The sequence below is a fragment of the Rhodococcus sp. 15-725-2-2b genome (assembly GCF_002259075.1).
Taxonomy (GTDB): Bacteria; Actinomycetota; Actinomycetes; order Mycobacteriales; family Mycobacteriaceae; genus Rhodococcoides.
In genome coordinates, this window is the sequence record NZ_NPFL01000009.1 from 18,190 (window position 1) to 44,635 (window position 26,446).

25 protein-coding genes are annotated in these 26,446 nt (G+C 65.5%); 14 read left to right on the top strand and 11 right to left on the bottom strand.

Translation table 11 applies throughout. The features are described from left to right. Window positions 1-12: 12 nt before the first annotated feature. A complete protein-coding gene (locus CH306_RS11335) occupies window positions 13-981 on the bottom strand; it encodes a metallophosphoesterase (RefSeq protein ID WP_032395561.1) in 969 nt (322 codons plus the stop codon). A 176-nt stretch (window positions 982-1,157) separates the two neighbouring features. Here CH306_RS11335 and CH306_RS11340 point away from each other — a divergent pair, with 176 nt between their 5' ends. Continuing rightward, complete coding sequence (locus tag CH306_RS11340; protein WP_032395267.1) at window positions 1,158-1,622, top strand: GatB/YqeY domain-containing protein; 465 nt, start codon at window positions 1,158-1,160, stop codon at window positions 1,620-1,622. A gap of 66 nt (window positions 1,623-1,688) precedes the next feature. Here CH306_RS11340 and CH306_RS11345 read toward each other — a convergent pair whose 3' ends face one another. Beyond that, window positions 1,689-4,037, bottom strand: a complete 2,349-nt coding sequence (locus CH306_RS11345; RefSeq protein ID WP_032395266.1) for a penicillin-binding protein — start codon at window positions 4,035-4,037, stop codon at window positions 1,689-1,691. 294 nt (window positions 4,038-4,331) lie between these two features. Between CH306_RS11345 and CH306_RS11350 the strand changes: the two genes are divergently transcribed. Beyond that, on the top strand, window positions 4,332-4,655 hold the full coding sequence (locus CH306_RS11350; protein WP_008712729.1) for a WhiB family transcriptional regulator: 324 nt from the start codon (window positions 4,332-4,334) through the stop codon (window positions 4,653-4,655). A gap of 44 nt (window positions 4,656-4,699) precedes the next feature. Here the strand turns inward: CH306_RS11350 and CH306_RS11355 are convergent, their stop codons facing one another. From CH306_RS11355 to CH306_RS11365, 3 genes are read right to left on the bottom strand one after another with little or no spacing between them, the layout of a single operon-like run. Further along, complete coding sequence (locus CH306_RS11355) at window positions 4,700-5,830, bottom strand: ArsA family ATPase (RefSeq protein WP_032395265.1); 1,131 nt, start codon at window positions 5,828-5,830, stop codon at window positions 4,700-4,702. Next, window positions 5,827-6,834, bottom strand: coding sequence for an ArsA family ATPase (locus CH306_RS11360; RefSeq protein ID WP_094628506.1), 1,008 nt, complete (start codon window positions 6,832-6,834; stop codon window positions 5,827-5,829). Before CH306_RS11360 ends, CH306_RS11355 begins: the two co-directional genes overlap by 4 nt. Before the next feature lie 45 nt (window positions 6,835-6,879). Further along, window positions 6,880-8,235, bottom strand: a complete 1,356-nt coding sequence (locus CH306_RS11365) for a wax ester/triacylglycerol synthase domain-containing protein (RefSeq protein ID WP_094646656.1) — start codon at window positions 8,233-8,235, stop codon at window positions 6,880-6,882. 47 nt (window positions 8,236-8,282) lie between these two features. Here CH306_RS11365 and CH306_RS11370 point away from each other — a divergent pair, with 47 nt between their 5' ends. Continuing rightward, window positions 8,283-8,450, top strand: coding sequence for a DUF4177 domain-containing protein (locus CH306_RS11370; protein WP_094609297.1), 168 nt, complete (start codon window positions 8,283-8,285; stop codon window positions 8,448-8,450). Between the two features lie 4 nt (window positions 8,451-8,454). Then, window positions 8,455-8,913, top strand: coding sequence for a RidA family protein (locus CH306_RS11375; RefSeq protein WP_032395261.1), 459 nt, complete (start codon window positions 8,455-8,457; stop codon window positions 8,911-8,913). Window positions 8,914-9,003: 90 nt separating this feature from the next. On the opposite strand, the gene CH306_RS11380 is transcribed toward CH306_RS11375, so the two are convergent. Beyond that, the gene (locus CH306_RS11380) at window positions 9,004-9,858 is read right to left on the bottom strand and encodes a Gfo/Idh/MocA family protein (RefSeq protein WP_094646657.1); all 855 of its coding nucleotides are present in this window, start codon (window positions 9,856-9,858) and stop codon (window positions 9,004-9,006) included. Between the two features lie 58 nt (window positions 9,859-9,916). On the opposite strand from CH306_RS11380, the gene CH306_RS11385 reads away from it, so the two are divergent. Then, the gene (locus CH306_RS11385; RefSeq protein WP_032395259.1) at window positions 9,917-10,708 is read left to right on the top strand and encodes an MBL fold metallo-hydrolase; all 792 of its coding nucleotides are present in this window, start codon (window positions 9,917-9,919) and stop codon (window positions 10,706-10,708) included. Here CH306_RS11385 and CH306_RS11390 read toward each other — a convergent pair. Together CH306_RS11390 and CH306_RS11395 are read right to left on the bottom strand one after the other, a co-directional pair. Beyond that, window positions 10,705-11,379, bottom strand: a complete 675-nt coding sequence (locus CH306_RS11390; protein WP_027494494.1) for a Crp/Fnr family transcriptional regulator — start codon at window positions 11,377-11,379, stop codon at window positions 10,705-10,707. The genes CH306_RS11385 and CH306_RS11390 overlap by 4 nt on opposite strands. Window positions 11,380-11,646: 267 nt before the next feature. Further along, window positions 11,647-11,916, bottom strand: coding sequence for a hypothetical protein (locus tag CH306_RS11395; protein WP_032395258.1), 270 nt, complete (start codon window positions 11,914-11,916; stop codon window positions 11,647-11,649). A gap of 92 nt (window positions 11,917-12,008) precedes the next feature. Here CH306_RS11395 and nth point away from each other — a divergent pair, with 92 nt between their 5' ends. Genes nth through marP form a run of 4 tightly spaced genes read left to right on the top strand, consistent with a single transcriptional unit; the run spans window position 12,009 to window position 15,332 of the window. After that, complete coding sequence (nth, locus tag CH306_RS11400) at window positions 12,009-12,776, top strand: endonuclease III (RefSeq protein ID WP_094646658.1); 768 nt, start codon at window positions 12,009-12,011, stop codon at window positions 12,774-12,776. Between the two features lie 50 nt (window positions 12,777-12,826). Further along, window positions 12,827-13,435: a TlpA family protein disulfide reductase gene (locus CH306_RS11405; RefSeq protein ID WP_179272868.1), complete on the top strand. Its 609-nt coding sequence runs from the start codon at window positions 12,827-12,829 to the stop codon at window positions 13,433-13,435. Between the two features lie 23 nt (window positions 13,436-13,458). Then, window positions 13,459-14,145: an NUDIX hydrolase gene (locus tag CH306_RS11410; protein WP_094646731.1), complete on the top strand. Its 687-nt coding sequence runs from the start codon at window positions 13,459-13,461 to the stop codon at window positions 14,143-14,145. Continuing rightward, window positions 14,142-15,332: an acid resistance serine protease MarP gene (gene marP, locus CH306_RS11415; protein WP_094628516.1), complete on the top strand. Its 1,191-nt coding sequence runs from the start codon at window positions 14,142-14,144 to the stop codon at window positions 15,330-15,332. The genes CH306_RS11410 and marP overlap by 4 nt, the downstream gene beginning before the upstream one ends. On the opposite strand, the gene CH306_RS11420 is transcribed toward marP, so the two are convergent. Continuing rightward, a complete protein-coding gene (locus CH306_RS11420) occupies window positions 15,329-16,261 on the bottom strand; it encodes an alpha/beta fold hydrolase (protein ID WP_094646660.1) in 933 nt (310 codons plus the stop codon). The genes marP and CH306_RS11420 overlap by 4 nt on opposite strands. Before the next feature lie 21 nt (window positions 16,262-16,282). After that, window positions 16,283-16,777 carry a phage holin family protein gene (locus CH306_RS11425; protein WP_032395253.1) on the bottom strand — a complete coding sequence of 165 codons (495 nt, stop codon included), beginning with the start codon at window positions 16,775-16,777 and terminating at the stop codon, window positions 16,283-16,285. Between the two features lie 247 nt (window positions 16,778-17,024). On the opposite strand from CH306_RS11425, the gene CH306_RS11430 reads away from it, so the two are divergent. Both CH306_RS11430 and CH306_RS11435 read left to right on the top strand, forming a co-directional pair. Further along, window positions 17,025-18,395, top strand: coding sequence for an MFS transporter (locus tag CH306_RS11430; protein ID WP_179272854.1), 1,371 nt, complete (start codon window positions 17,025-17,027; stop codon window positions 18,393-18,395). A gap of 151 nt (window positions 18,396-18,546) precedes the next feature. Then, window positions 18,547-20,391: a glycosyltransferase family 39 protein gene (locus CH306_RS11435; protein WP_256981137.1), complete on the top strand. Its 1,845-nt coding sequence runs from the start codon at window positions 18,547-18,549 to the stop codon at window positions 20,389-20,391. Window positions 20,392-20,432: 41 nt separating this feature from the next. Here CH306_RS11435 and acs read toward each other — a convergent pair whose 3' ends face one another. After that, window positions 20,433-22,376 carry an acetate--CoA ligase gene (gene acs / locus CH306_RS11440; protein ID WP_045198427.1) on the bottom strand — a complete coding sequence of 648 codons (1,944 nt, stop codon included), beginning with the start codon at window positions 22,374-22,376 and terminating at the stop codon, window positions 20,433-20,435. A 444-nt stretch (window positions 22,377-22,820) separates the two neighbouring features. Here acs and CH306_RS11445 point away from each other — a divergent pair, with 444 nt between their 5' ends. From CH306_RS11445 to CH306_RS11455, 3 genes are all read left to right on the top strand, one after another. After that, window positions 22,821-24,443, top strand: coding sequence for a peptide ABC transporter substrate-binding protein (locus tag CH306_RS11445; RefSeq protein WP_094646734.1), 1,623 nt, complete (start codon window positions 22,821-22,823; stop codon window positions 24,441-24,443). A 147-nt stretch (window positions 24,444-24,590) separates the two neighbouring features. Further along, window positions 24,591-25,514: an ABC transporter permease gene (locus tag CH306_RS11450; RefSeq protein ID WP_094646661.1), complete on the top strand. Its 924-nt coding sequence runs from the start codon at window positions 24,591-24,593 to the stop codon at window positions 25,512-25,514. Beyond that, window positions 25,507-26,445 (top strand): ABC transporter permease, encoded by a 939-nt coding sequence (locus CH306_RS11455; protein ID WP_094637965.1) that lies wholly within the window; start codon window positions 25,507-25,509, stop codon window positions 26,443-26,445. The genes CH306_RS11450 and CH306_RS11455 overlap by 8 nt, the downstream gene beginning before the upstream one ends. The last annotated feature ends 1 nt before the right edge of the window (window position 26,446 follow it).

Here is a 26,446-nt window from a genome sequence, read left to right on the forward strand (position 1 = left end):
CGCTGCAGAAGTCTAACTCACGACTGCCTCGGAACGCGAAACGCCCTCGTCGGAGACGTTTTTCGGACCCATTCTCGGGGCCGGAGTCAGCGTGATGAGGGTGGCCTCGGGCCTGCAGCAGAACCGTGCAGGCGCGTACGGTGACGTGCCGATGCCCGCGGAGACGTGCAGTTGGGTGTGTGCGCCCCACTTGGACGGCCCCTTGACGCGCGAACGGTCGATCTCGCAGTTGGTCACCAGGGCACCGTAGAACGGCAGGCACAGCTGGCCCCCGTGGGTGTGACCGGCGAGGACGAGGTCGTATCCGTCCTGGGCGAACTTGTCCAGCACGCGTGGCTCCGGCGAATGGGTGATGCCCAGGCGCAGGTCTGCCAGCGGGTTCGGCTGGCCGGCGATGGTGTCGTAGCGGTCGCGCTTCAGATGCGGATCGTCGACGCCCGCCGACGCGATCCGCACCCCGGCAACCTCCAGTTCGCGGCGTACGTGCGTCACGTCCAGCCAACCCCGCTCGGAGAACGCGGCGCGCAGATCGCGCCAGGGCAACGAGTCGCCGGTGGTGCGCTTGTGATTCTTGTCGAAGTACTTGAACGGGTTCTTCGGCTTGGGCGCGAAGTAGTCGTTGCTGCCGAACACGAACAGACCCGGCCGGGCCAGCAGCGGCCCCAGTGCCTGTACGACGCTGGGCACTGCGCGCTGGTGCGAGAGGTTGTCTCCGGTGTTGACGACCAGATCGGGGTCGAGGCGGTCCAGCTCACGCAGCCAGTTCTGCTTCATCCGCTGGCCGGGCATCATGTGCAGATCGCTGATGTGCAGCACGCGCAGCGTCGCCGAACCCGGCTCGAGCACCGCCATGGACGTCTCGCGCAGCGTGAACGCATTGCGCTCGATGAGTGTGGCGTATCCGACCCCGAGCGCGGCGGCTCCTGCCGTCCCGATCACCGAACTCTTCAGCGGTGACGCCCTGACGGCATCTCGCGCCAGCTCTGCGGCAGAGCGCAGTTGCGTGGAGGCACTGCGCAGTTGCGTGGAGGTGCGGCGCAGTTGCGTGGAGGTGCGGAGAAACGAGGGACTGAATTGTGCGGACACCTCATCCACGATACGGCAGCAACCGGATATGGACGTGCGAGCCGACGACTGCGCCGCGTAGCGTTTCCGCCATGTCCGAACTCAAGGCCCGCCTCCGTACCGACCTCACCGCAGCGATGAAGGCGAAGGACAAACTCCGCCTGGCAACGCTGCGCATGATTCTCGCCGCCATCCAGACCGAGGAGGTCTCCGGCAAGGAGGCCCACGACCTGACCGACGACGACGTTCTCAAAGTGCTTGCCAAGGAAGCGAAGAAGCGCGGCGAGTCGGCCGAGATCTACACGCAGAACGGCCGCGGCGAACTCGCTGCCAACGAGCGCGCCGAGGCGCAGATCATCGACGAGTACCTGCCCACGCCGTTGACCGACGAGGAACTGGCGAACATCGTCGACACCGCCATCGCGCAGGTCGCCGAGGATCTCGGGGAGCGACCGGCGATGAAACAGATGGGTCAGGTCATGAAGATCGCGTCGGGACTCGCCGCGGGCAAGGCCGACGGATCGCGCCTGTCGAAGGCTGTCAAAGACCGCTTGTAGTGCGCTCCGCGCAGTGGTGCGGTTGCGTGCCCCCTGGGGCACATAACCGCACCACTGCCGTAGGCACTACCGAGGAACGGTGATACCGGGGATCGCCGGGATCTGGATTCCCGGCGGTAGGTCCGGAATCTGAATGTTCGGCAACGAGGGCGTCGGGGCGGGGGCAGGCCGAACCGAACCGTCACTGACGTAGATCGTGATGTTCGACCCGGGGACCGCCGAGCCCGACGGCGACGTCGACACCACGGTGCCGCGGGCCGCCTGGTCGGCCGTGGTGGCCACCGTCACCTGGAAGCCCGCACCCTGCAGGGTCGCGGTTGCCGACGACTGGCTCTGGCCGGTGACGTCGGGTACCTGGCCGTTGGCCGAGCCGCGGACGTATTTCTGGTCGACGGGTGGCAACGAGACGGGTCCGAAATTGTTGGCGATCGGGCTCATCGCGTCGAACCATGTCCTGGCCGGTTCGTTACCGCCGTACAGGTTTCCGGACCCGCAGGGCCGCAGCGGGAACGAGCAGATCTCGCTGGGTGTCGGAGAGTCGCCGTAGGTGTAGACGGCCGCGGCGTAGTTGTTGGTGAAGCCGAGGAAGCCGGACGACCGGTGTGACTCGGTGGTGCCGGTCTTGCCGGACATCGGCAACGTCCAGCCGACCGATCCTGCGGCGGATGCGGACGTGCCGCCTGCCTGGTCGTCCTTGCTCATCGCGTTGGCGAGAGTGTTGGCCAGTCCGGGCTCGACGACCTGCTCACAGGCCTGCTGGGTGACGGGAACGGGCTTGCCCTCGCGATCGAAGACCGAGTCGATCGGGGTGGGCGGGCACCACTTGCCGCCGGAGGCCAGTGTGGCCGCAACGTTGGAGAGCTCGAGGGGGTTCACCCAGGTGGGTCCGAGGGTGAACGAGCCGAGGTTCTGGTCCTTCTGGAAATCGGCCATGGACTGGTCGGTTCCCGAGGAACCGGGGTTCGTGTACGAGCGCAGGCCGAGGCGGACGGCCATGTCGACCGTCGGGGTTACCCCGACCGACTCGATCAGCTTGACGAACGCCGTGTTGGGGGACTGGGCCAAGGCGTCGGTGATGGAGAGGGCAGGCGGGTAGTTGCCGGCGTTCTCGACGCAGTACGTCGCTGCCGGGCAGTTCCGTGCTCCGCCGTCGCCGACGCCCTTGACCTCGACACGACGCGGAACCTGCAGCGTTGCGCTGGTGCCGAGTCCGCGTTCCATCGCCGCGGCGGTGGTGAAGATCTTGAAGATCGAGCCCGCGCCGTTGCCGATCAACGAGTACGGCTGCGGCTGAACGGTTTCGTCGGCATCGGCGTCGAGTCCGTAGGTTCGGCTGCTGCCCATCGCGAGGATGCGGTGTTGATCTTGTCCCGGTGCGACGACGTTCATCACCGTGGCGACACCGTCGAGCGAGGGGCTGGTGTTGCCGACCAGGGCGGCCTTGGTGGAGTTCTGCACCGAGGGGTCGAGCGTCGTGCGGATGAGGTAGCCGCCCTTGTCGATCTGCTCCCGGCTGATGCCGGCGTCGGCGAGGTACTGCAGTGCGTAGTCGCAGAAGAATCCGCGGTCACCTGCTGCGATGCATCCGCGGGGCAGGGTCTGGGGGACCGGAAGTACACCGAGCGGCTCGGACTTGAGGGCGGCGAGCTCGTCGGCGCGTTCGGGGAGGTTCTGGATCATCGTGTCGAGCACGGTGTTCCGCCGCTCGATCACGCCCTCCTCGTTGGTGTACGGGTTGAGCGCCGAGCTGGACTGCACCATGCCCGCGAGCATCGCGGCCTGAACGGCGCTGAGCTGGCTGGCGTCGATGCCGAAGTAGGTCTGGGCCGCGTCCTGGATGCCGAAGGACGCGTTGCCGAACGGCACCAGATTGAGGTATCGGGTGAGGATCTCGTCCTTGGTCAGTTCCTTGTCGAGCGTCAACGCCATGCGGATCTCGCGGATCTTGCGAGCGGGCGTCGTCTCGATGGCCGCGCGGCGCTCGGCGTCGGTCTTGGCCACCACGAGCAGCTGATAGTTCTTCACGTACTGCTGGTCGATGGTGGATGCGCCCTGCTCGACCTGCCCACTGGTGGTGTTGGTCAGGAACGCTCGGAGCGTGCCCTGCCAGTCCACACCCTGGTGCTCGGCGAAGCGGCGGTCCTCGATCGAGACGATGGCGAGCTTCATCTCGTTGGAGATCTGGTCGCTCGGCACCTCGAATCGACGCTGCTCGTACAGCCAGGCGATGGGCGTGCCGTTGACGTCCGTCATCGTCGAGACGGCAGGCACTGCGCCTTCCACCAACTCGGCCGAGACGTTGTCGACGGTATCGGCGGCGCGGTTGGAGGCGTACCCGAACCCGCCGGCCAAGGGGAACATCACGCCGGCGAGCAATGCACCGGCGAGTGCTGAACATCCGGCGAGCTTCGCCACGGTTTTTCCAACTGACACAGAGCACAGCGTACGTGGGTACCGCTCGGACCGGCAGAGGCCTGCATGCGCTGTGTGCTGCGCCCCTGCTCGGGACGGCCGTACCAGAAATGTGACCTCGCCGTCTTGCATTCGGGGCTCGCGTTACCTAAATTATGAACACGGTGTGATTCGCATAACACTTGATAATGAATGTGGGGCAGCTCCTAGAATTTGTGCTTCGACCGACGAGGTACAAACCGCTTCGAGCCTCCGGGACGTCCAGTGAGGACGTCCGCAACGCAAAGGGGTATCCGCATGCACACGACAACAGCGCCGACGCGACTCGATGTAGAAGAAGCAGAGGCACGCATCGCCTGGGTGTCGCACGCCCGTTGCAAGGGCACTGACCCGGACCAGCTCTTCGTCCGGGGTGCAGCGCAGCGCAAGGCCGCCACCATCTGCCGGCACTGCCCGGTACTGATGCAGTGCGGAGCGGATGCACTGGACAACCGCGTCGAGTTCGGTGTCTGGGGTGGCATGACCGAACGCCAACGCCGGGCGCTGCTCAAGCAGCACCCCGAGGTCGACTCCTGGTCCGAGTTCTTCGAGACCCAGCGTCAGCAGCAAGCAGCTATCTAGGCAATGCCGGGCACGGCTGACCCGGCCCGTGCGGGTCAGCCGATCTAGCCCTTGCGGGTCAGCTGATCGGCCACTGCGCGCAGCGCGGCGAGGTCGGAGACCTCGAACGGCAGCGACGGCACACCGACGATGGGCACCCGGGGGTGCGCACCGGTGAAGCGTCGAAGCAACCGCACCTCCCGCGCTGCCGTGACCGCGCGCTGGGCGTGGATTCGGAGGACTGCAGCGGTCAGGTCCGCGCCGGGATCCTCGATTCGATCGAGCAGATCTGCGGCCGTCGCTGCGTGATCGGCCTGCACCGTCGACAACGTCGGGTGCGTCCGGTTCACCACCAAGCCGGCCAGCGGCATCTTCTCCGCGGACAACCGCTCCACGAAGAACGCTGCCTCGCGAAGTGCATCCGGCTCTGCGGCAGCGACGACGAGGAAGCTGGTGCCGTCCTCGCGTAGCAACTGGTAGGTACGCGTCGCCCGCTCGCGGAAGCCACCGAACATCGAATCGAGCGACTGAACGAAAGCCGATGCGTCGGAAAGCATTTGGCTACCGATCACGGTGGAGACGCCGCGCATGGCCAAGCTCATCGCGCTGGTGACCACGCGGGTGATGCCGCGACCCGGAGCGGTGAGCAGTCGGATGAAACGGCCGTCGAGGAACGAGCCGAGTCGCTGCGGCGCATCGAGGAAGTCCAGTGCGTTGCGCGACGGCGGAGTGTCCACCACGATCAGATCCCACGACGAGTCGAGGGACAGCTGCCCCAACTTCTCCATCGCCATGTACTCCTGCGTGCCCGAAAACGACGACGCCACAGTCTGATAGAACGGATTGGCCAACACCTGCTCGGCCTTCTCCGGCGTCGAGTGCTCGATGACCATCTCGTCGAAGGTGCGTCGCATGTTCAGCATCATCGCGTGCAGTTCACCCTTGGCGCCGGCACCCAACTTCACCGGCTGCGGGCTGTTGTCGAGATCGCCGAGACCGAGTGCCTGAGCCAGGCGGCGGGCCGGATCGATCGTCAGCACCACCACGCGCCTGCCCTGCTCGGCGGCGCGCAGCGCCATCGCTGCCGCGGTGGTCGTCTTGCCGACACCGCCCGCCCCACAGACGACGACGATTCGCGACGTGGGATCGGTCAGAATGCGGTCGACATCGAGTTCGGTTGCTACTGGTCGCGTCATCGGACACCCTGTTCTGCGAGCTTGGCGGCGAGCTCGTACAAGCCGCCGAGATCGACACCGTCGGCCAACATCGGCAGCGACATCCGCGCGACGTCGAGTTCGTCGAGCGTGGTTGCGCTTTCCACCTGAGCCGAGAGCGTCGCCGCATGCTCGATCGATTCGGTGAGCAGCCCCGCGAAGTCCGCCTCGGACAACGTGATTCCGGTCTTGGCGAGACCGTCCTGGATGGCGACGGCATCGATCTCGCCCCCGGCGATGGCGTCGAGGGACTCCGCAGGCAGGTACGTCGGTTCGGTGCGATTGACGATCACCGTGCCGAGCCGAAGATCGGCCGCCTCCAGCTCGCGCACAGCGTCGGCGGTCTCCTGAACCGGCAGCGCCTCGAGCAGCGTCACCAGGTGCACGACGGTGTCGGCCGAGTGCAGCAACCGCACCACGCCCTCGCTCTGTGAACGAACCGGACCGCCCTTGGCGAGATCTGCCATGGCCTTGGTGACGTCCAGAAAGTTTCCGATGCGGCCGGTCGGCGGCGAGTCGACGACGACCTCGTCGTAGATGCGGTTGCCCTTCTTGTCGGTCCGCACCACACATTCCTTGACCTTGCCGGTGAGCAGTACATCGCGCAGACCGGGTGCGATGGTCGTCGCGAACTCGATGGCACCGATCTTGCGCATCGCGCGGCCGGCGAAGCCGAGGTTGTAGAACATCTCGAGGTATTCGAGGAACGCGGTCTCGATGTCGATCGCCAGTGCGTAGACCTCACCGCCGCCGTCCGCCGAGGCGACCCGCGTCTCCTGCGGCGGGAGCTGCGGCACGTCGAAGAGCTGCGCGATGCCCTGTCGGCCCTCGACCTCGACCAGCAACACCCGTCGACCGCCTGCCGCGAGCGCCAGCGCCAATGCGGCAGCGACCGTCGTCTTGCCGGTGCCACCCTTACCGGACACGAAATGCAGCCGCGCGGCATCTGCCTTCGCCGGCCATCCCTCTTCGTTCGCTATACCCACACCCCGACCATATAGAGGTCGTCCCCGGGCGTCCGACCGAAGTCTCTAACTCTGCCCCGAGTGTCGGCGGAGTCGGTCGACCAATTGCCGGGTGTAGCCGTCGAGATCCGGAACTGCGTCGGGACAGGCGACCATGGCAACCGTCACCACAGAGCCGATGCCGAAGATCCCGTGGTTGAGACACCGGCCGTCTTCGAGGAACGGAAAGCCCGCCGAGAAGCGCGAAACGGCACCGCACAGCTCGAGATTCGCGCGGCCACGGTCGACACTGACCACGGTTGTCTGAGCCCCGACGCGCGCCGGAGAGCGGTCGCGTTTTCGGAATCGACGTCCCTGGACGAATCGGACGATCGGTGCGGGCACCCGCTCGTCCGCTCGCGCGATGCGTAGCAGTGGCGCGGCCGTCACTCTGGCTCGTTCGACTGCGAGCGACCGAGTGATCAGCTCGGCCCGCTTCTCGAGATCGGGTTCGCCGACGTGGAGATCGACCGTTCCGACCACTGCGCGATTCGCTGCAGGCCACTCCGTATCGCGAGGCAGGGCCATCGGGACGAAGGCCGACACGATGCCTCCGGTCTCGGACAGTGCCCCGTGACCGTCGCCGAGATACCGATCGAGGCACGGGCCGACGGCGCAGAGAGCGGACACCGTCAACGACGCGGCACCCACGCGGACCTCCGTCGCCTGCATCGGCACTATCCGGACGACTCGATACGGCCCCACGGCCCGGTTGATCGACGTGGCGGGCACCGCAGGCGGGCCGGGCGTCGTACCCCGGTAGGCGCGAATCGCGCGGCGGGCCTCCCACCGCGATCGCGCGAGATCCACCGGTGCCCGGACCACCGCACTCAACACGCCGGCAACGGGGTGCTCCCGCTCGGGTTCGGTCTGCGGAGACGGTGCCGCGCCCGCCGAGGACTGTGCCTCGAACAGTGCGCGAACCATCTTCGAGACGCCGAGGCCATCGGTCAGGGCGTGTCCGACCTGCAGTATCACCACCGTGACCGCTCCCTGTATCAGCGGAGCAGAACCGACTCCGCGCACCACGTGCACGTGCCAGGAGTGGTCTCTCGGATCGAGACGGGTACGGAGCAGGTCGCCCATCAAGGCCTCGAAATCGGCCCAGGGAGCACCGCCGAGATCGTGATCGGACATCCGTTCGGACACCGGGGACGTGTCGGGTACCCATCGCGGGTAGTCGAGGTTCAGCGGCGCCTCCCGAAGCCGTAGCCCCAGGCCGGGAACGAGGGGCACACGGGTCTCCATGTGCGCGACGACCTCCTCGAACGAGGGCGCGGCGCGATCGACCGAGTCGAACACCGTCAGGGAGAACTGGTCTCGAGAATCACCGAGGTTGCGCGCGAAGTGATAGATGGCGTCCTTGATATCGAGCCGATCCATGCGACGACTGTAGTTCCGGCACCGCGTGGGCGATAGGCTCGACAGTCATGAGCGAAAAGATCATCTGGGAGTACTTCACCGCACCGGTTCTGATTCATGCCACCAAGCAGATTCTCGACAACTACGGCTCCGAGGGCTGGGAGCTCGTCACGATCATGGCGGGACCCAACGGCGGTGACACGTTGGTCGCGTACTTCAAGCGTCCGAAGGCCTGAGCGCGTGGCGAACTGGAGCGAACGACTGTCCGAGCTGGGCATCGAGCTGCCCGACGTCGTCCCGCCGCTGGCGGCCTACGTCCCGGCGGTGCAGGTGGGCTCGCTCGTCCACACCTCCGGCCAGTTGCCGATCGTGGACGGAAACCTGACGTCCGTGGGCAAGGTCGGTGCCGACGTCACCGCTGAGGACGCCACCGCTGCGGCACGCATCTGTGCCCTGAACGCGCTCGCCGCCGTGCACGCGCTCGTCGGCATCGATTCGGTGGCCCGGGTGATCAAGGCGGTCGGGTTCGTCGCCTCCGCGCCGGGATTCACCGGTCAGCCCGGGGTGATCAACGGGGCGTCGAACGTCATCGGTGAGATCTTCGGCGATGCGGGCAAGCACGCGCGCTCGGCTGTGGGTGTCGCCGAACTGCCCCTCGGTGCTTCGGTGGAAGTGGAGCTCATCGTCGAACTGCGCTGACGCGCAGTGGTGTGTTCGTGTGCTCTCTGGGGCGCTCGACCACGCCACTGGGGCGTAGCCGCACATGTCACTGGGGCGTAGCCGCACATGTCACTGGGGCGCAGCCGCACTGATCACCTTCTGTAGGTGCAGGCCTCGGTGTACCGAGCATTCGTGATCGACACCCTTGTCGACCGACTCGAGGAATTCGTCCAGCAGGACGGCGAAGCAGTCGGTCGACGAGGTCGATCGATCGGTGAGTGTCTCGACTCCGTCGGTGCCGCTGAGTTCTATCCGCATCAGAGACGGCATGATCGGCGTCCGCAGGGACAACTGCACCGTGCTGCGGGCTCCGCCTTCGTGTTCGAGCAGCACCGTCCAACTGTCCGACGCCACCTCTCGGTGCGAGTAGGCAACGCGCGCAATGGTTCCCAGCGCTGCATCGAGCAGATCGAACACGTGTGGTCCGATGTCGAGGATTGCCCCGTCGTCGTGTCGCCACTGGGAGTTCGCGTACGCCCCGCCGAGGACGGCACCGGAAAACCAGGTTCCCGAGCCCGCGGCCCACGCTCGACCGGCGGCCGCGTCGAGGAATCGCCTTGTCTCCGGGGCGAACCGGAGAGTCAGCGTCACCATCGAGCGCACGCCCGCTGCAGTCACCGCCGCTGCCAGTTCCTCGGCCTCGGCCACTGTTGCGGCAATCGGCTTGTCCAGCAACACATGTTTGCCTGCCTGGACCGCGCGGAGCGCGTACCCGGCTTGCACGGCCGGTGGTACGGCGAAGGCGACCGCGTCGACCGCGCTCAGCAGGGCTTCGAACGATTCGAAGACCGGTGCCCCCATCTCGGCCGCCGCCTCGGGCCGTCGGGCCCACACTCCGGCGAAGTCGACGGCGGGATGAGCGAGCAACGAGGGGGCTTGAGTCTTGCGGGCCCAGGGGCCCGCTCCGACGAGTCCGATCTTCATAGGTGTCGACGGTAGTCCGCATGGACACGAGCTGGGGTCGGCGACCTACAGTGTTTCAATGGCCGTTTCGAATCCCCAGCATCCCGCGTACGGACTACGCCGGCAGGTGACGCCGACCGCGTCGGTTCTGCTCGCCGACAACCCGGGCAAGATGACCCTCGACGGAACCAACACCTGGATTCTCCAGGCACCGGGGTCCGAGGAATGCATCGTCGTCGATCCGGGGCCGAAGGACCGAGCCCATCTCGACGCCGTCGCCGCGTCGGGCACGGTGGTGCTGACCCTGGTGACCCATCGCCACGCCGATCACACCGGCGGGCTGAAGCGTTTTCACCGAAAGACGGCGGCTCCGGTGCGCGCGGTCGGGGAGAAGTTCCTGCACGGGGACGGCGCTGCTCTGGCCCACGGCGAGGTCATCGAGGCCGCGGGTCTTCGGATCGAGGTTCTGCACACGCCGGGTCACACCGCGGATTCGGTGAGTTTCGTGCTCGACGACGCGGTCCTGACGGGAGATACCGTCCTCGGCCGCGGCACGACGGTGCTCGACCCGAAGGACGGCTCGCTCGCGGATTATCTGCAGTCGTTGGACCGGCTCGAAGCGGCCGGTGCGGGGAAGACCGTGCTTCCCGGTCACGGGCCGGAGTTGCCGGACACCGCCGAGGTGGCGCGGGCGTATCGCGCTCACCGTCGGCAGCGGCTGGATCAGGTTCGCTCGGCGCTCGCCGAACTAGGCGAGAACGCGAAACCGATGCAGGTGGTACGCCACGTCTATGCGGACGTGGACAAGAAGTTGTGGCCTGCTGCGCGGATGTCGGTCAAAACGCAGCTGGCCTACCTCCGCGAGAGCTAGCGAGCTCGGCGTGCCAGACGCTCGGAGTCCGAGATCAGCACCGACTTGCCTTCGAGGCGCAGCCATCCGCGGTGTGCGAAGTCGGCCAGTGCCTTGTTGACGGTCTCGCGAGAGGCACCGACGAGCTGAGCGATCTCTTCCTGCGTCAGGTCGTGGGTGACGCGCAGCGAGCCCGCTTCCTGGGTGCCGAAGCGCTGGGCCAGCTGCAGCAGCGCCTTCGCGACGCGTCCGGGAACGTCGGTGAAGATGAGGTCGGCCAGGTTGTTGTTGGTGCGACGCAACCGGCGGGCCAGCACGCGCAGCAACTGCTCGGCGATCTCGGGGCGCTGATCGATCCAGTCCTTGAGCGCAGCTCGATCCATGCTGACCGCGCGCACCTCGGTGACCGTGGTGGCCGAGGACGTACGGGGGCCGGGGTCGAAGATCGACAGCTCGCCGAACATGTCCGACGGTCCCATGATCGTCAGCAGGTTCTCGCGACCGTCGGGGGAGCGTCGCCCGAGCTTGATCTTGCCGGAGACGATGATGTAGAGCCGGTCTCCGGGCTCGCCCTCGTTGAACACGACGTGTCCGCGGGGGAAATCGACAGGCTGCAGCTGCTTCGTCAGTGCCGCAACCGCAGAGGGTTCGACTCCTTGGAAGATGCCGGCCCGTGCCAGGACGTCGTCCACTTGCGCTCCTTTTGGGATGTCGGTGACGCGGCAACCCGCACCACCGAAAGCGTTTGTACACAGTTCGTGCCATGCACCGAACTGCGGTGCAGTTCAGGCGTCGACGCCGACCAGATGATCAAACACAACAATTACCTCAGGGGAGTCTACTTCGAGTCGGTGGAAACCGAGTGATCGACGCCACCACAGGTTGCCAGAGGTCTCGGGAGTGTGTTCCCGTTCACCTGAAATTCATCCAAATTACGACCAATGGGACGAAACGCGCGCTCAGCTGGCTCGTTGGTCGACCATGCCGTCGCGCGTGTCGACGGTCCGCGGCGGGGTCTGGCGGCGTTTGCGGGTGTTGAATCGGGCCAGTGCGTGCGGGAAGCCCTCGTTCGCCAGAGTGGCGACCTCGGACGTGCTCGCCTGATCGAGGAACTCCTGTACTTCCTGCTCTCGGACGCCGAGCTTGCTGAGCCGGAACTCGACGCGTTCCATCGCGAGTGCGAAGAGCATGAGTAGTACCGGAAAGAGCACCACGGCGAGTCCTTGCATACCGGCCAGTTAACACCGAAAAGGTCTCGATACAAACACAGCCCACTCCTGCCGCGAGGAACGTTACGCATTCTTGTCCGTACAGTTGTGGAGTGGATTCGACAGCTCCGAAACGCCCCGACGTGCGCAAACGCGAGGAGACGCACCTCGGGCTCGTGCGCCGAGCTCGGCGGATGAACCGGACGTTGAACACTGCCTTCCCGCATGTGTACTGCGAACTGGACTTCACCACGCCCCTCGAACTCGCCGTCGCGACAATCCTGTCCGCGCAGTGCACCGACAAGCGCGTCAACATGGTCACCCCGGCACTGTTCGTGAAATACCGCACAGCCCGCGACTACGCCGAGGCGGACCGCACCGAGCTCGAGGAGTACATCCGCACCACCGGGTTCTACCGAAACAAGGCGAACTCACTGATCGGACTCGGACAGAAGTTGCTGGACAACTTCGACGGCGAGGTGCCCGCGACGTTGAAGGATCTCGTCACCCTTCCCGGGATCGGCCGCAAGACGGCCAACGTCGTGCTCGGCAATGCCTTCGATGTTCCGGGAATCACCGTCGACACCCATTTCGGTCGGCTCGTGCGACGGTGGCAGTGGACCGAGGAGGAGGACCCGGTCAAGGTCGAGCATGCCGTCGGCGCACTCATCGAACGCAAGGAGTGGACGTTGCTCTCGCACCGAGTCATCTTTCACGGTCGACGCGTCTGCCACGCTCGTACACCCGCCTGTGGGGTGTGCGTCCTCGCCAAGGACTGCCCGTCCTTCGGCACCGGTCCGACCGACCCCGCCGCTGCGGCCGCGTTGGTGAAGGGCCCGGAAACCGACCACCTCCTCGCCCTTGCCGGAATCGTGCCGTGAACAGATCTGCTCTGCGGTGGTCACTGGTCGCTCTGATCCTGGTGGTCGGGATGGTCTACGCGCTGTGGCCCCGAAGCGACGCGCCGACCGCCCAACCCACGGACTCTCCCGGCCTCGGGCAGCGGGCACCGGGCACGGACGAGCGTCGCGCAGCCGACACCGCCGAGGCCCTTGCCCCGCTGCGGCGCGACGCAGGGCTGGCCGCATGTCCGACGCCGTCGGGTGCTGCATCCGGTCCGCTGACCGGCATCACCCTCGAATGCATCGGCGACGGCTCGTACGTCGACCTCGGCCAGGTACTCGCGGGCCGACCGGCGCTGCTCAACATCTGGGCGTACTGGTGCGGGCCCTGCGCCGAAGAGCTGCCCTACCTCCAGCAGTACGCCGAACGGGCGGGCGAAAAGATCGAGGTCCTGACGGTGCACAACGACGCCAACGAAGCCAACGGCCTGACTCGGCTCACCGACTACGGCGTCACGCTGCCCGGCGTTCAGGACGGTGCAGGCAGAGTCGCCGCCGCCGTCGGAGCGCCCAATGTGCTGCCCGTTTCCGTTTTGATATCTGCGGATGGCACTGTCGCCAAGGTGCTGCCACAACCCTTCCGGAGCGTCGACGACATCGCCGACGCCGTCCGCGTGAACCTCGGAGTCGACTCGTGACCGCACCCGACTGGCTCGGGCGCATGATCGACGTCGCAGGCAGGGCGGGCGGACTCACCGACACCACCGGCACCAATCCCGTGCTGCAGCGTCAAGCGCCGTCGTCCGACCGGCCGCGGTCCGCCGCCGTGCTGGTGCTGTTCGGCGGCACACCCGTCGCCGATCCCGGTGCGCTCGGCGGACTGCCTGCCGACGCCGACGTCCTGCTGACCCAGCGTGCATCGACACTGCGAGATCACAGCGGGCAGATCGCCTTTCCCGGCGGAGCCACCGACCCGGGCGACGACGGCCCGATCGGCACGGCACTGCGGGAGGCGCAGGAGGAGACCGGGCTCGACCCGGCAGGCGTCGTCCCGTTGGCGACGATGCCAGGAATCTACGTTCCGCCCTCGCGCTTCGACGTGGTTCCGGTGCTCTCGTACTGGGAGCGGCCGACCCCGGTTCGCGTCGTCGATCCCGGCGAGACCGAGAGAGTGGTGCGAGTTCCGTTGCGCGAGTTGCTCGATCCGAACAACAGATTCCAGGTACGCCACCCTGCGGGATACCAGGGTCCCGCGTTCGCTGTGCAGGGCATGCTGGTGTGGGGCTTCACGGGCGGTATCCTGGCGGGTCTGCTGGCTGTATCGGGCTGGGAGCCCGAGTGGGACACGGGGGACATACGCGATCTGGAGGCCAGCTTGACTGCGGTAGGAGCGAGGCTCGATCGGTGACAGGTTCAGGGTGGGTCGATATCGCGGTGGTTGCCATCGCACTGCTGGCGGCGACGTCGGGATGGCGGCAGGGGGCGGTGGCGTCGGCGCTGGCGTTTCTCGGTGTCGTGCTCGGGGCCGTCGCCGGCATTCTGGTGGCACCGCACGTGCTCGAACACGTCGACGGTTCGCGGACGCGGGTGTTCGTCGGAATCGCGCTGATCGTGGTGTTGGTGATCGTCGGTGAGGTGGCCGGCATGGTTCTCGGTCGGGCATTGCGCAGCGGAATCCATTCGCGCGCAGCACGATCGGTCGACAGCACCATCGGTGCCGGGTTGCAGGCCGCAGCCGTTCTCGCGGCCGCGTGGCTGCTCGCCATTCCACTGACGTCGTCCTCGCAGCCCGAGGTCGCCAGCGCTGTACGCGGCTCGACGGTTCTGGGCAAAGTCGACGAGGTGGCTCCAGACTGGTTGCGTCAGGTGCCCAAGGAATTCTCGGCGCTGCTCGATACGTCCGGGCTTCCCGACGTCATCGGACCGTTCGGACGCACTCCGGTCGCGAACGTCGCCGCACCCGATTCCGGGATCGCAGCGGGACCGATTCCGGTGCAACTGCAATCGAGCGTCATCAAGATCAACGGCATCGCGCCGAGCTGCCAGAAGGCGTTGGAAGGTTCGGGTTTCGTCGTCGGATCGGATCTGGTGATGACCAATGCACACGTCGTCGCAGGCACGTCCGAGGTGACGGTCGATTCGCCCAACGGACCGCTCGACGCCGACGTCGTGTTGTTCGACCCGGAAGAAGACGTTGCCGTGCTTCGGGTTTCGGAGCTCGCGGCCCCGGTCTTGCCGTTCGCGCCTGCACCTGCCGAATCCGGAACCGACGCCATCGTGCTCGGCTACCCCGGGGGCGGGCCGTACACGGCGAGCCCGGCGCGCATCCGCGAGATCATCAACCTCAGCGGACCGGACATCTACCGCACCGGCACCGTCCAACGCGAGGTCTACACCGTCCGCGGATCGGTGCGGCAGGGCAATTCCGGTGGACCGCTGGTCAACTCGTCCGGTGAGGTACTCGGTGTGGTGTTCGGCGCGGCGGTCGACGACCCCGACACCGGATTCGTGCTGACCGCGTCGGAGATCGCGGACGAGCTCGCGCAGAGTTTCGATGCCCCGGTGCCGGTGGGCACGGGCGACTGCATCGTCTAGCGCTCGCGCACGACCCGCAGGATCTCCTCCGACACCACGTCGGGGGATTCCTGGTGCACGTAATGCCCCACGTCTCGCACTGTTCGACGCGTCAGCCCCGGAGCCCAGTGTCGATCTCTGTCGAGGGTGGTGGGCAGGACGTACGGGTCCAGGTCGCCGCTGATCTGCGCGACGCGAATCGAGGTGCGGACGTCCACGGCGTCCATGAAGCGGCGGCCGTCGGAACGGAACTGACTGCGGAACGCCCACCGCTGATATTCCAGTGCGCAGTGCGCAGCCCCCGGAATACGGATGGCCGACCGCATCTTGGCCGTGGTGTCCGCGAAATCCTCGGTGCGCTGCCACGCGTTCCCGGCGCGGCTACTCATCAGTTCTTCCACCGCGACACCGCCTCGACGCGTCAGCAGTCTCTCGGGGCGTAGCGGAACCTGGTAGCGAACGAAGTGGGGCAGCAGGGCGGCGCGTTGGGCTGAGTCCTTCAACACGGAGCGACGTAGAGAGATGGGATGCGGCGCGTTGACGAGCACCATCGAGTTCACCAGGCGGGGGTGCAGCGCTGCACTGGCCCAGCAGACGAGACCGCCGTCGGCGTGGCCGACGAAGGTGGCGTTCGGGTAACCGAGTGCTCGAACCAGGCCGACGATGTCGCCCGCCAGGGTCCACCCGTCGTAGCCGCGTGGAGGCTTGTCGGAGTCACCGTATCCGCGCAGGTCGACGGCAATGGCGCGAACCCCCGACCGCGACAGCGCCTCGAGTTGGTGTCGCCAGGAGTACCAGAAGTCGGCGAAGCCGTGCAGCAGAACCACCAACGGTGCGTCCGGTGCGTGTTCGCCGACCTCGACGACATGGAACCGAATTCCGTTGGCGTGGATGTCGCGGTGGATCCACTGTCCCGGATATCGGACCGTGGACGGATCGGGCTGATTCATACTGCTCGACTCGCCGGGCTACTACTTCTTGTAGCCGGGAACTCCGGGGATGGAATCGTGCTGATTCGGCAGCACCGTCGACGCCTGCTTGAGCGAGTCGATGGTCTTCTCGGGCTTGCGCAACTTCTTGACCCTGCGGTATCCGAGGAATCCGAACAGCGCCGCCGCCAACACCATGACGGCGAACACGATCAGGAATGCCGCCCAGCGGTAGAGCCACACGTCCAGCAGTTCGGCGGCGAAGAAGAAGAAGAAGAACGAGCTGAACAGCAACACCGTCAACGCGATGATGAAGAAGACGCTGCCCTGCAGTCCCTTCTTGACCTCGCCGGTGACCTCGGCCTTGGCGAGGGCGACTTCGGCGCGTACGAGCGTCGAGACCTGAGTGGTGGCGTCCTTGACGAGGTTTCCGATGCTGGCGCTACCAGGGGTGCGGGCATCGACATCGGTCAGAGGTATCGACGAAATCGTGTTCGGGACGCCGTTGCCGTATCCCTTGTCATTGCTGACGCTCAACTCTCGACCCCTTGTAATTGCTCTGCTCGGTGTTGTGCGGAAGATCGTATCGACAGTAGTGCCTAGATAGCAGATTAACTGTTTCCCGCTAGTCGAGCGACGCTCGGCTGTCGTGGCCGGGTACCTCCGCGTCCGCGAGGGCAAACACGACAATGTTGCACGAACCGGCAACGAACAGCCCCAGGGCGTGAAATTCTCAGGTGTTCATCAGGTAATTTGCAGGGAACTTCCCCCTTCAGGAGCATTCGTGAGTTCAGCACACGCCGTCACCGCCGACGGCGCCATTCCCGCACCCCAGGTGCCGCGGTCGCGCATTGTGATCGCCTCGATGGTCGGCACGTCCATCGAGTTCTTCGACTTCTACATCTATGCCACCGCCGCAGTGCTCGTCTTCCCGCGTCTGTTCTTCCCCGCGGGCAACGACACCACCGCTCTGCTGGCGTCGTTCGCGACCTTCGGCCTGGCGTTCATCGCGCGGCCCGTCGGGTCGATTCTGTTCGGCCACTTCGGCGATCGCATCGGACGCAAGGCGACGCTCGTCGGCTCCCTGCTGACGATGGGTGTCGCGACGTTCGCGATCGGACTGTTGCCGACGTACGCCGCGGTCGGCCTGTGGGCTCCGGCTCTGCTGGCGATCATGCGCTTCACCCAGGGCGTCGGTCTCGGCGGCGAGTGGAGCGGGGCAGCGTTGCTGGCCACCGAAACCGCCAAGCCGGGCAAGCGAGCGTGGGCGGCGATGTACCCGCAGCTGGGCGCGCCTATCGGCTTCTTCTTCGCCAACGGCATCTTCCTGCTCATCGTCATCGCGACGGGCTACGACTCCGTGAACTCGGGCACCGATCACGCGTTCCTCACATGGGGTTGGCGAATCCCGTTCCTGCTCAGCGCCGTCATGGTCATCATCGGCCTGTACGTGCGGCTCAAGCTGGAGGAGACGCCGGTGTTCAAGCTGGCCGTCGAGCGTGGCCAGAAGGTCAAGACCCCGCTGGCGCAGGTGTTCAAGACCAGTTGGCGTCAGCTGATCATCGGAACGTTCGTCATGCTCGCCACCTACACGCTGTTCTACATCATGACCACGTGGGTGGTCAGCTACGGAACGGGCAAGGTCTCCGACGTCAACGGCCCCAAGCTGGCCATCCCGTACACCGACTTCCTCGAGCTCCAGCTGATCGCGGTGCTGTTCTTCGCGGCGCTGATTCCGGTGGCCGGACTGCTGGCCGACAAGTACGGCCGTCGCCCCACGCTGATCGTCATCACGTCGGCGATCGTGCTGTTCGGCCTGTCGTTCCACTGGTTCGCAGATCCGGCGTCCGCCTCGGCAGGCAAGATGCTGGTGTTCATGTGCGTCGGCCTCGGGCTGATGGGCCTGACCTTCGGACCGATGAGTGCCGTTCTACCCGAACTGTTTCCGACGAACGTTCGGTACACGGGCTCGGGAATCTCGTACAACACCGCGTCGATCCTCGGTGCCGCAGTCGCACCGTTCATCGCCACCTGGCTGGTGAGCAGCTACGGCGTCGGTTGGGTTGGCGTGTACCTCGCCATCGCCGCAGCGTTGACGCTGATCTCGCTGATCATCATGAACGAAACACGAGATCAGTCGCTCGACAGCGTGTAGAGCGGCTGCGCCGCACGTGAGCGGAAATTCGTAGCAGGGGTCGAATTTCCGCTCACGTGGGTCCGCTCTTTTCGTCCGCTGCGACGATTGACGGGCGATTGTCAGCAACTTGATCGCACATCCTCAGGATCGGGGGCAACAGTGATCGACTGTGACCGTCCTCGAACGCGACATCGCTCGCCCGCGCTGGGCAATGCCCACTCTCGCCGCCCTTCTCGTTGCGACCGCAGGGGCCTACGCCCTCGATCTGAACCGCGAGCACTGGGGTAATTCCTTCTACGCAGCCGCCGTTCAAGCCGGCTCGGTGAGCTGGAAGGCCTTCCTCTTCGGTTCGTCCGACGCCGCGAACTCCATCACGGTGGACAAGCCGCCTGCGTCGCTGTGGATCATGGAACTGTACGTGCGGATCTTCGGCCTCAACTCGTGGTCGCTGCTGCTACCGCAGGTGCTGATGGCGGTGCTGAGCGTGGGAATCATGTACGCGATCGTCGCCCGTCGATTCGGCTACGGGGCCGCATCGATCGCGGGCGCAGTACTGGCGACGACGCCGACCTTCGCCCTGATGTTCCGCTACGACAATCCCGACGCCCTTCTCACCCTCACCTTGTTGGGGGCAGCGTGGGCGATGCTTCACGCGCTCGAGGACGGGCGAACTCGATGGTTGGTGCTCACCGGAGCCGTTGTCGGCCTGGGGTTTCTGACGAAGCAACTCCAGGCGTTCCTCGTCGTGCCGGCTCTTGCCGTGACGTACGCGGCGTTCGGTCCACCGAGGCTCGGCGCTCGACTTCTCCAGCTACTGGCGGCCGGTGCGGCTGTGCTCGTGACGGCCGGGTGGTGGGTCGCGATCGTCCAGTTGGTTCCGGCTGCCGACCGGCCGTGGGTCGGCGGGTCGAAGACCGACAGCATTCTGGACCTGACGTTCGGTTACAACGGCCTGGGCCGACTGACGGGAAACGAACACGGCGGCGTCGCGGAGTCGTTTTCGGGCAGTGCAGGCCCGGCCGGGCACGGTGCGCAGACGGGAATCACCCGCTTGTTCGCGGATGCCCAGGGTGGTCAGATCTCGTGGCTGATTCCGGCTGCGCTGGTGCTCGTGGTGGCGGGAATCATCATGCGCGGCACAGCTCCTCGACGGGACTTCGCTCGCGCCTGGTTCGTGATGTGGGGATTGTGGCTCGTCGGGTGCTCGCTGGTGTTCAGCTTCATGTCGGGCACCTTCCACTCGTACTACACGATCGTGATCGCGCCGGCGATCGCCGCGATCGTCGGCGCTGCGCTGCGTGAACTGTGGGTGCGACGCGAGAGAGTTTGGGCGCGTGTGATTCTCGCGCTCGTTTCGGCTGTTACCACGGCAACGTCGTTCGTCTTTCTCGCCCGCACTCCCGACTTCGTGCCGTGGCTGCGGTGGGTCGTGTTGGCAGCGGGAGTGATCGTGGCCGTCGCGCTGCTGTTCCGGGGATCTCGGCAGGCATCGATGGCGTTGGGAGCAGTCGCTCTGGCTGTCGCGTTGGCGGGGCCGGTCGCGTATGTCGCCGACACTGTCGTCACCCCGCACAGTGGGGGAGGTCCATCGGCGGGCCCCTCGATTCCGTCCGAGGCGGCAGGGTCCAGAACCGGAGTGCGCGACGACAATGCCGGGCACTCGGCGCACTTCACTGCCCAGGCACCGGACGACGAACTGACCGGGCTGCTCGAATCCGATGCACAGCACTACACCTGGGTGGCGGCGACGATCGGATCCAACGCCGCCGCGGGCCTACAGCTCGCGACCGACGACCCGGTGATGCCGGTGGGCGGGTTCTCCGGAACCGACCCGTCGCCCACGCTCGACCAGTTCCGGGCCGACGTGGCAGCCGGGAAAATCCACTACTTCATCGCCGGCACCGACAAGGACCGACCGTCGGCGATCGCTGATTGGGTGACAGCGACCTTCACACCCGAAACCGTCGGCGACTACACGGTGTTCGATCTGAGCGGCTGCGCCGCATGTGAGTGAAACTTCGTAGCAGGCTACGAAGTTTCACTCACATGGGAGCGCTAGCGACCCTTCGTGATCGCCTCGAACACCTTCGGGTCGACGAGGGTGGACACGTCGCCGAGTTCGCGGCCCTCGGCCACGTCGCGCAGCAGGCGACGCATGATCTTGCCCGATCGGGTCTTCGGCAGCTCGGGAACGATGGAGATCTCCCGCGGCTTGGCGATCGGCGAAATTTCCTTGGAGACCTGAGCTTTCAGTTCGGCGATCAACGCATCGCCGGTGTTCTCCTCGCCGCCGCGCAGGATGACGAATGCGACGATGCCCTGCCCGGTGGTCTCGTCGGCGGCACCGACCACTGCGGCCTCGGCGACACTGTGATGGCTGACCAGGGCCGACTCCACCTCGGAGGTGGAGATGCGGTGGCCGGAGACGTTCATGACGTCGTCGACGCGGCCGAGGACCCACAGTGCGCCGTCCTCGTCGTACTTGGCGCCGTCACCGGCGAAGTACCAGCCCTCCTCGGCGTAGCGCGACCAGTACGTTTCCTTGTAGCGGTCCATGTCGCCCCAGATGCCGCGCAGCATCGACGGCCACGGCTCGTCGAGGACGAGATAACCGTTGCCGCCGTTGCCCAGTGGCTTGGCGTCGTCGTCGACGATCTTGGCGGAGATACCGGGCAGCGGGGCCATCGCGGAGCCCGGCTTGGTGGCGGTGACGCCGGGCAGCGGGGAGATCATGATCGCGCCGGTCTCGGTCTGCCACCAGGTATCGACGATCGGTGCGCTGCCGCCACCGACGACGTCGCGGAACCAGCGCCACGCCTCGGGGTTGATCGGCTCGCCGACGGAACCGAGCAGACGGATCGAGGACAGATCGTGGGCCTCGGGGATTTCCTTGCCCCACTTCATGAACGTGCGCACGAGGGTGGGAGAGGTGTAGTAGATCGAGACCTTGTACTTCTCGATGACGTTCCAATGCCGGTGCTCGTCGGGCGAATTGGGCGTTCCCTCGTAGACGACCTGCGTGGCGCGGTTGGAGAGCGGGCCGTAGACGATGTAGGAGTGTCCGGTGACCCAGCCGATGTCGGCGGTGCACCAGTAGACGTCCTTGCCTGCCTTGTGGTCGAAGACGTTGTGGTGGGTGTACGAGGTCTGCGTCAGGTAGCCGCCGGAGGTGTGGATGATGCCCTTGGGCTTACCCGTCGTACCCGAGGTGTAGAGGATGAACAGCGGATGCTCGGCCGGGAAAGGCTGCGCCTCATGCTCTTTCGATGCCTTCGCGACGGTCTCGTGCCACCACAGATCGCGTCCGTCGGTCCAGGCGACGTCGGAGTCGGTGCGCTTGACGACGAGGACGTGTTCGATCGAAGCCGCCCCGTCGACGGCCTCGTCGACGGTGTCCTTGATGGGTGCGGGCTTGCCGCGTCGCCACTGGCCGTCGGTGGTGATGACGAGCTTGGCTTCGGCGTCGTCGATGCGTGAGCGCAGCGCGGTGGCCGAGAAGCCGGCGAAGACGACCGAGTGGGTCAGGCCCAGGCGTGCGCACGCGAGGATCGAGACGATTGCCTCGGGGATCATGGGCATGTAGATCGCAACGCGGTCGCCGGAGACGAGGCCGAGTTCGGTCAGGGTGTTGGCGGCCTGGCTGACGTCTGCGAGCAGATCGGAGTAGGTGACGTCGCGGCTGTCGCCTGGCTCGCCTTCCCAGTGGATGGCCACCTGGTCGCCGTGTCCGTCGAGGACGTGGCGGTCGACGCAGTTGTAGGCGACGTTGAGCTCGCCGTCGGCGAACCACTTGGCCACGGGGGCGTCGGACCAGTCGAGTACTTCGGTGAACGGGGTGTGCCAGTGGAGTCGGCGAGCCTGTTCGGCCCAGAAGCCGAGTCGGTCCTCCTCGGCGGCGGCGTAGAGCTCGGCCCCGGCGTTCGCCGTAGCCGTGAACTCGGCCGACGGCGCGTAGGAGGCAACCGCGGTCTCGTCGGTTCCGGAGGTACTGGTCGTCATCTCGAATAGCTCACTTTCGTCCGGTGCATTTCGCTCATGAAACTGCACTCCCGTGCCTGTCTCGAGCCCCTTGTGAGGGTAGTCACATGTGATGGCGATCGCACCGTTGCAATCGCCTGCAACCCCCTGATCTGCGGTGATCGGTAGTTTCTGCACGCTGGGCGGTCATCGGGGCCGTCGGCGTGGACCCGTGGCGACGAGGATGTCCGAACTGTGAGAAATCGACTTGCCGAAACGTTTCGATCATGTTTCCGGCTTACTCACGGGTCAGCAAAAGTTGGGGGAGTTCACATGTTCGTTTCAGGATGTGTCTAAAGTCCATCCCATCAGATCGTTGGAACGGCCCACCTGCCGTGCCATGCGGTCGCCCACGAATCCCCGGGCGTCGCGCCCGAGGAACTGAGCACGGATGACCCCGTGTTCACATCTGGATGGAGGATTTTCTTGCGTATCAAACGTGCCGTGGTCGTCACCACGGCTGTGCTGATGAGTGCGAGCCTGCTCGCCGCCTGTGGCGGTGGAGGCTCGAGCTCCGGTGGCAGTTCCGACGGGATCTACAGCATCTACATCGGTGAGCCGGAGAACCCGTTGGTTCCCGGAAACACCACCGAGAGCGAAGGCAGCCAGGTCCTCGAGGCCCTCTTCACTCCGCTGGTCACGTTCAACGACGAGGACAACAGCGTCGAGTACAACGGCGTTGCCGAGTCCGTCGAATCCGAGGACAACACCACCTGGACCATCAAGCTCAAGGACGGCTGGACGTTCCACGACGGCACCCCCGTCACGGCCGAGTCCTACACCAAGGCATGGAGCTACAACGCGTTGAGCACCAACGCATTCGGTGCCTCGTACTTCTTCGAGAACATCGAAGGCTACGCGGATCTGCAGGGTAGCGACACCGCCGAGCCCGTCGCAACCGAACTGAGCGGTCTGAACGTCGTCGACGAGACGACCTTCACCGTCAAGCTCACCGGACCGTTCGCCATCTTCCCGCTCACGCTGGGATACACGGCATTCGACCCGCTGCCCGAGGCGTTCTACGCCGACCCCGATGCATACGGTGCCCGCCCGATCGGTAACGGCCCGTTCAAGGCCGACTCGGACTTCGTTCCGGGACAGGGCTTCACCGTCACCAAGTACGACGACTACAAGGGCGACAACCCGGCTCAGTCCGCAGGCGTCAACTTCAAGGTCTACACCGAGCTGAACACCGGCTACAACGATGTTCAGGGCGGCGGACTCGACGTCATGCTCGATCTGCCCGAGGATGCGTGGGCCACTGCTCGTGACCAGTTCGGTGACCGCTATGGCGAGCGTGCGCGTCCCGACATCACTTCTCTCGGTTTCCCGACGTACGATCCGCGATTCCAGGATCCGAACGTGCGTAAGGCATTCTCGATGGCCATCGATCGTCAGGCCATCGCGACCGCGATCTTCACCGATACCCGTACCCCGGCAGGATCTTTCGCTTCGCCCGTCGTCGACGGCTACCGCGAGGACGCCTGCGGTGCGAACTGTGAGCTCAACCCGGACGAGGCCAACCGCCTGCTCGACGAGGCCGGCTTCGACCGCAGCCAGCCGGTGGACCTGTGGTTCAACGCCGGTGCGGGCCACGATTCGTGGATGACCGCGGTGGGCAACCAGTTGCGTGACAACCTGGGTGTGAACTACGCACTGCGCGGCGATCTGCAGTTCGCGCAGTACCTGCCGTTGCAGGACGCCAAGGGTATGACCGGCCCGTTCCGCTCGGGCTGGATCATGGACTACCCGTCGATCTACAACTTCCTCTCCCCGTTGTACTCGGCAGCCGCAACCCCGCCGGCAGGTAGCAACTACGTCTTCTTCAACGACCCGGCATTCGACGCCGCGTTGGCCGAAGGCAACAACGCTGCAGATATCGACGCGGCAACGGCGGACTACCAGAAGGCAGAGGACATCCTGATCGACCAGATGCCCGCTACCCCGCTGTTCTACGGCCTGAACCAGGCTGTGTGGTCCGATCGCGTCTCCGACGTCAAGATCGACAACCGTGGCAACATCGTTCTCGAGGACGTCGTAGTCAGCTGACGACGCACCCAGGTGGGTGGCAGCCGAGCATGATCGGTTGCCACCCACCGGGTTTCGTTCATCCGTGGGTCGCATCTGCCCCACACCGACCTGCGCCGGCAAGACCCGAGGCGCAGGTTCGTCCCTTGTTCAAGGAGAAGACACACAGTGGGTCGCTACATCACTCGCCGATTACTGCTGACGATTCCCGTCCTGATCGGCTCCTCGTTCTTGATCTTCGCGATGGTCTACGCGCTACCGGGTGATCCCATCCGCGCCCTCGCTGGAGATCGTCCCCTCGCCCCCGGCGTCGTCGCCCAGCTGCGAGACGAGTTCAACCTCGACGACAATCTGTTCGTCCAGTACTTCAAGTACATCGGCGGCTTCTTCCAGGGCGACTTCGGCACCGACTTCTCCGGACGCCCCGTCCTCGACACCATCGAGCGGGCACTTCCGGTCACGGTCCGGTTGACCATCGTGGCCGTCGTCATCGAGACCGTCATGGGCATCGCCGCAGGCGTGCTCGCCGCCCTCAAGCGCGGATCGTTCTTCGACAACCTGGTGCTCATCTCGACGACGCTGCTGGTGTCGGTGCCGGTGTTCGTTCTCGGCTTCATCGCCCAGTTCACCCTCGGCCTGAAGTTGGGGCTCTTCCCGATCTCCGGCATCAACGACGGCTGGTCGAGCTTCCTGCTGCCCGGCCTCGTGCTCGCATCGCTGTCGATGGCCTACGTCGCGCGGTTGACCAGGACATCGGTCGCCGAGTCGATGGCGGCGGACTACATCCGCACCGCGAAGTCGAAGGGAATCAGCAACCGTCGCATCATCGTTCGGCACGCGCTGCGCAACTCGTTGATTCCCGTCGTCACCTTCATCGGTGCCGACGTCGGTGGACTGCTGGGCGGTGCCATCGTGACCGAAACGGTGTTCAACCTGCCAGGTCTCGGCCGCGCGATCTACGACGGTCTCGCCCGTCAGGAAGGTGCCGTCGTCGTCGGCATCGTGACGCTCTTCGTGTTCTTCTACATCTTCTTCAACCTCGTGGTGGACGTTCTCTACGCGGTTCTCGATCCAAGGATTCGCTATGAATAAAGAAGATTCGAGCGCAGCTCAGCACGCCGCAGACGAGGGCCTGCCCGGCAACGTCATCACCGGCGAGGCCGTCGAGTTGGTCGGTCAGGCCAGCCTGTGGGGCAATGCGTGGAAGTTCCTGCGGAAGAGCCCGTTCTTCATCATCGGCACGTTCCTGCTGTTGGTGCTGTTGGTGATGGCGGTGTTCCCGCAGCTGTTCGCCCGCGGCATCGATCCGCGCGTGTGCTCGCTGTCCGATTCCCGTCAGAGTCCCAGCGCTGCACACTGGTTCGGCACCGACGTCCAGGGCTGCGACTACTACGCCAACGTCATCTACGGTGCGCGGATCTCGCTGTCGATCGGTGTGCTCTCGGTCATCGGTGTGCTCATCATCGGCGTCCTGATCGGTGCTCTCGCCGGGTACTTCGGCGGAATCACCGACAGCATCCTGGCTCGCTTCACCGACGTGTTCTTCGGAATCCCGCTGCTGCTCGGTGCCCTGATCCTGCTCACCGTCACGGCCCAGCGCACCATCTTCACCGTCTCGCTCGCCCTGGTGGCCTTCGGCTGGATGACGGCGATGCGACTGGTTCGATCATCGGTGATCTCGATCAAGAACAGTGAATACGTCCAGGCTGCACAGGCATTGGGGGCGTCGACCTACCGCATATTGGTGCGACACATCCTGCCCAACGCTCTGGCTCCGGTGATCATCTACGCGACCATCTCGGTCGGTACGTTCATCGCGGCCGAGGCGACGCTGACCTTCCTCGGAATCGGATTGCAGGCTCCCGAGATCTCCTGGGGCCTGCAGATCAACCTCGGTCAGAACGTGTTCCTGACGGCACCGCACCTGGTGCTGTTCCCGGCCGCGTTCCTCTCCGTCACGGTGCTGGCGTTCATCATGCTCGGCGACGCACTCCGTGACGCACTCGATCCGAAACGGAACTGAC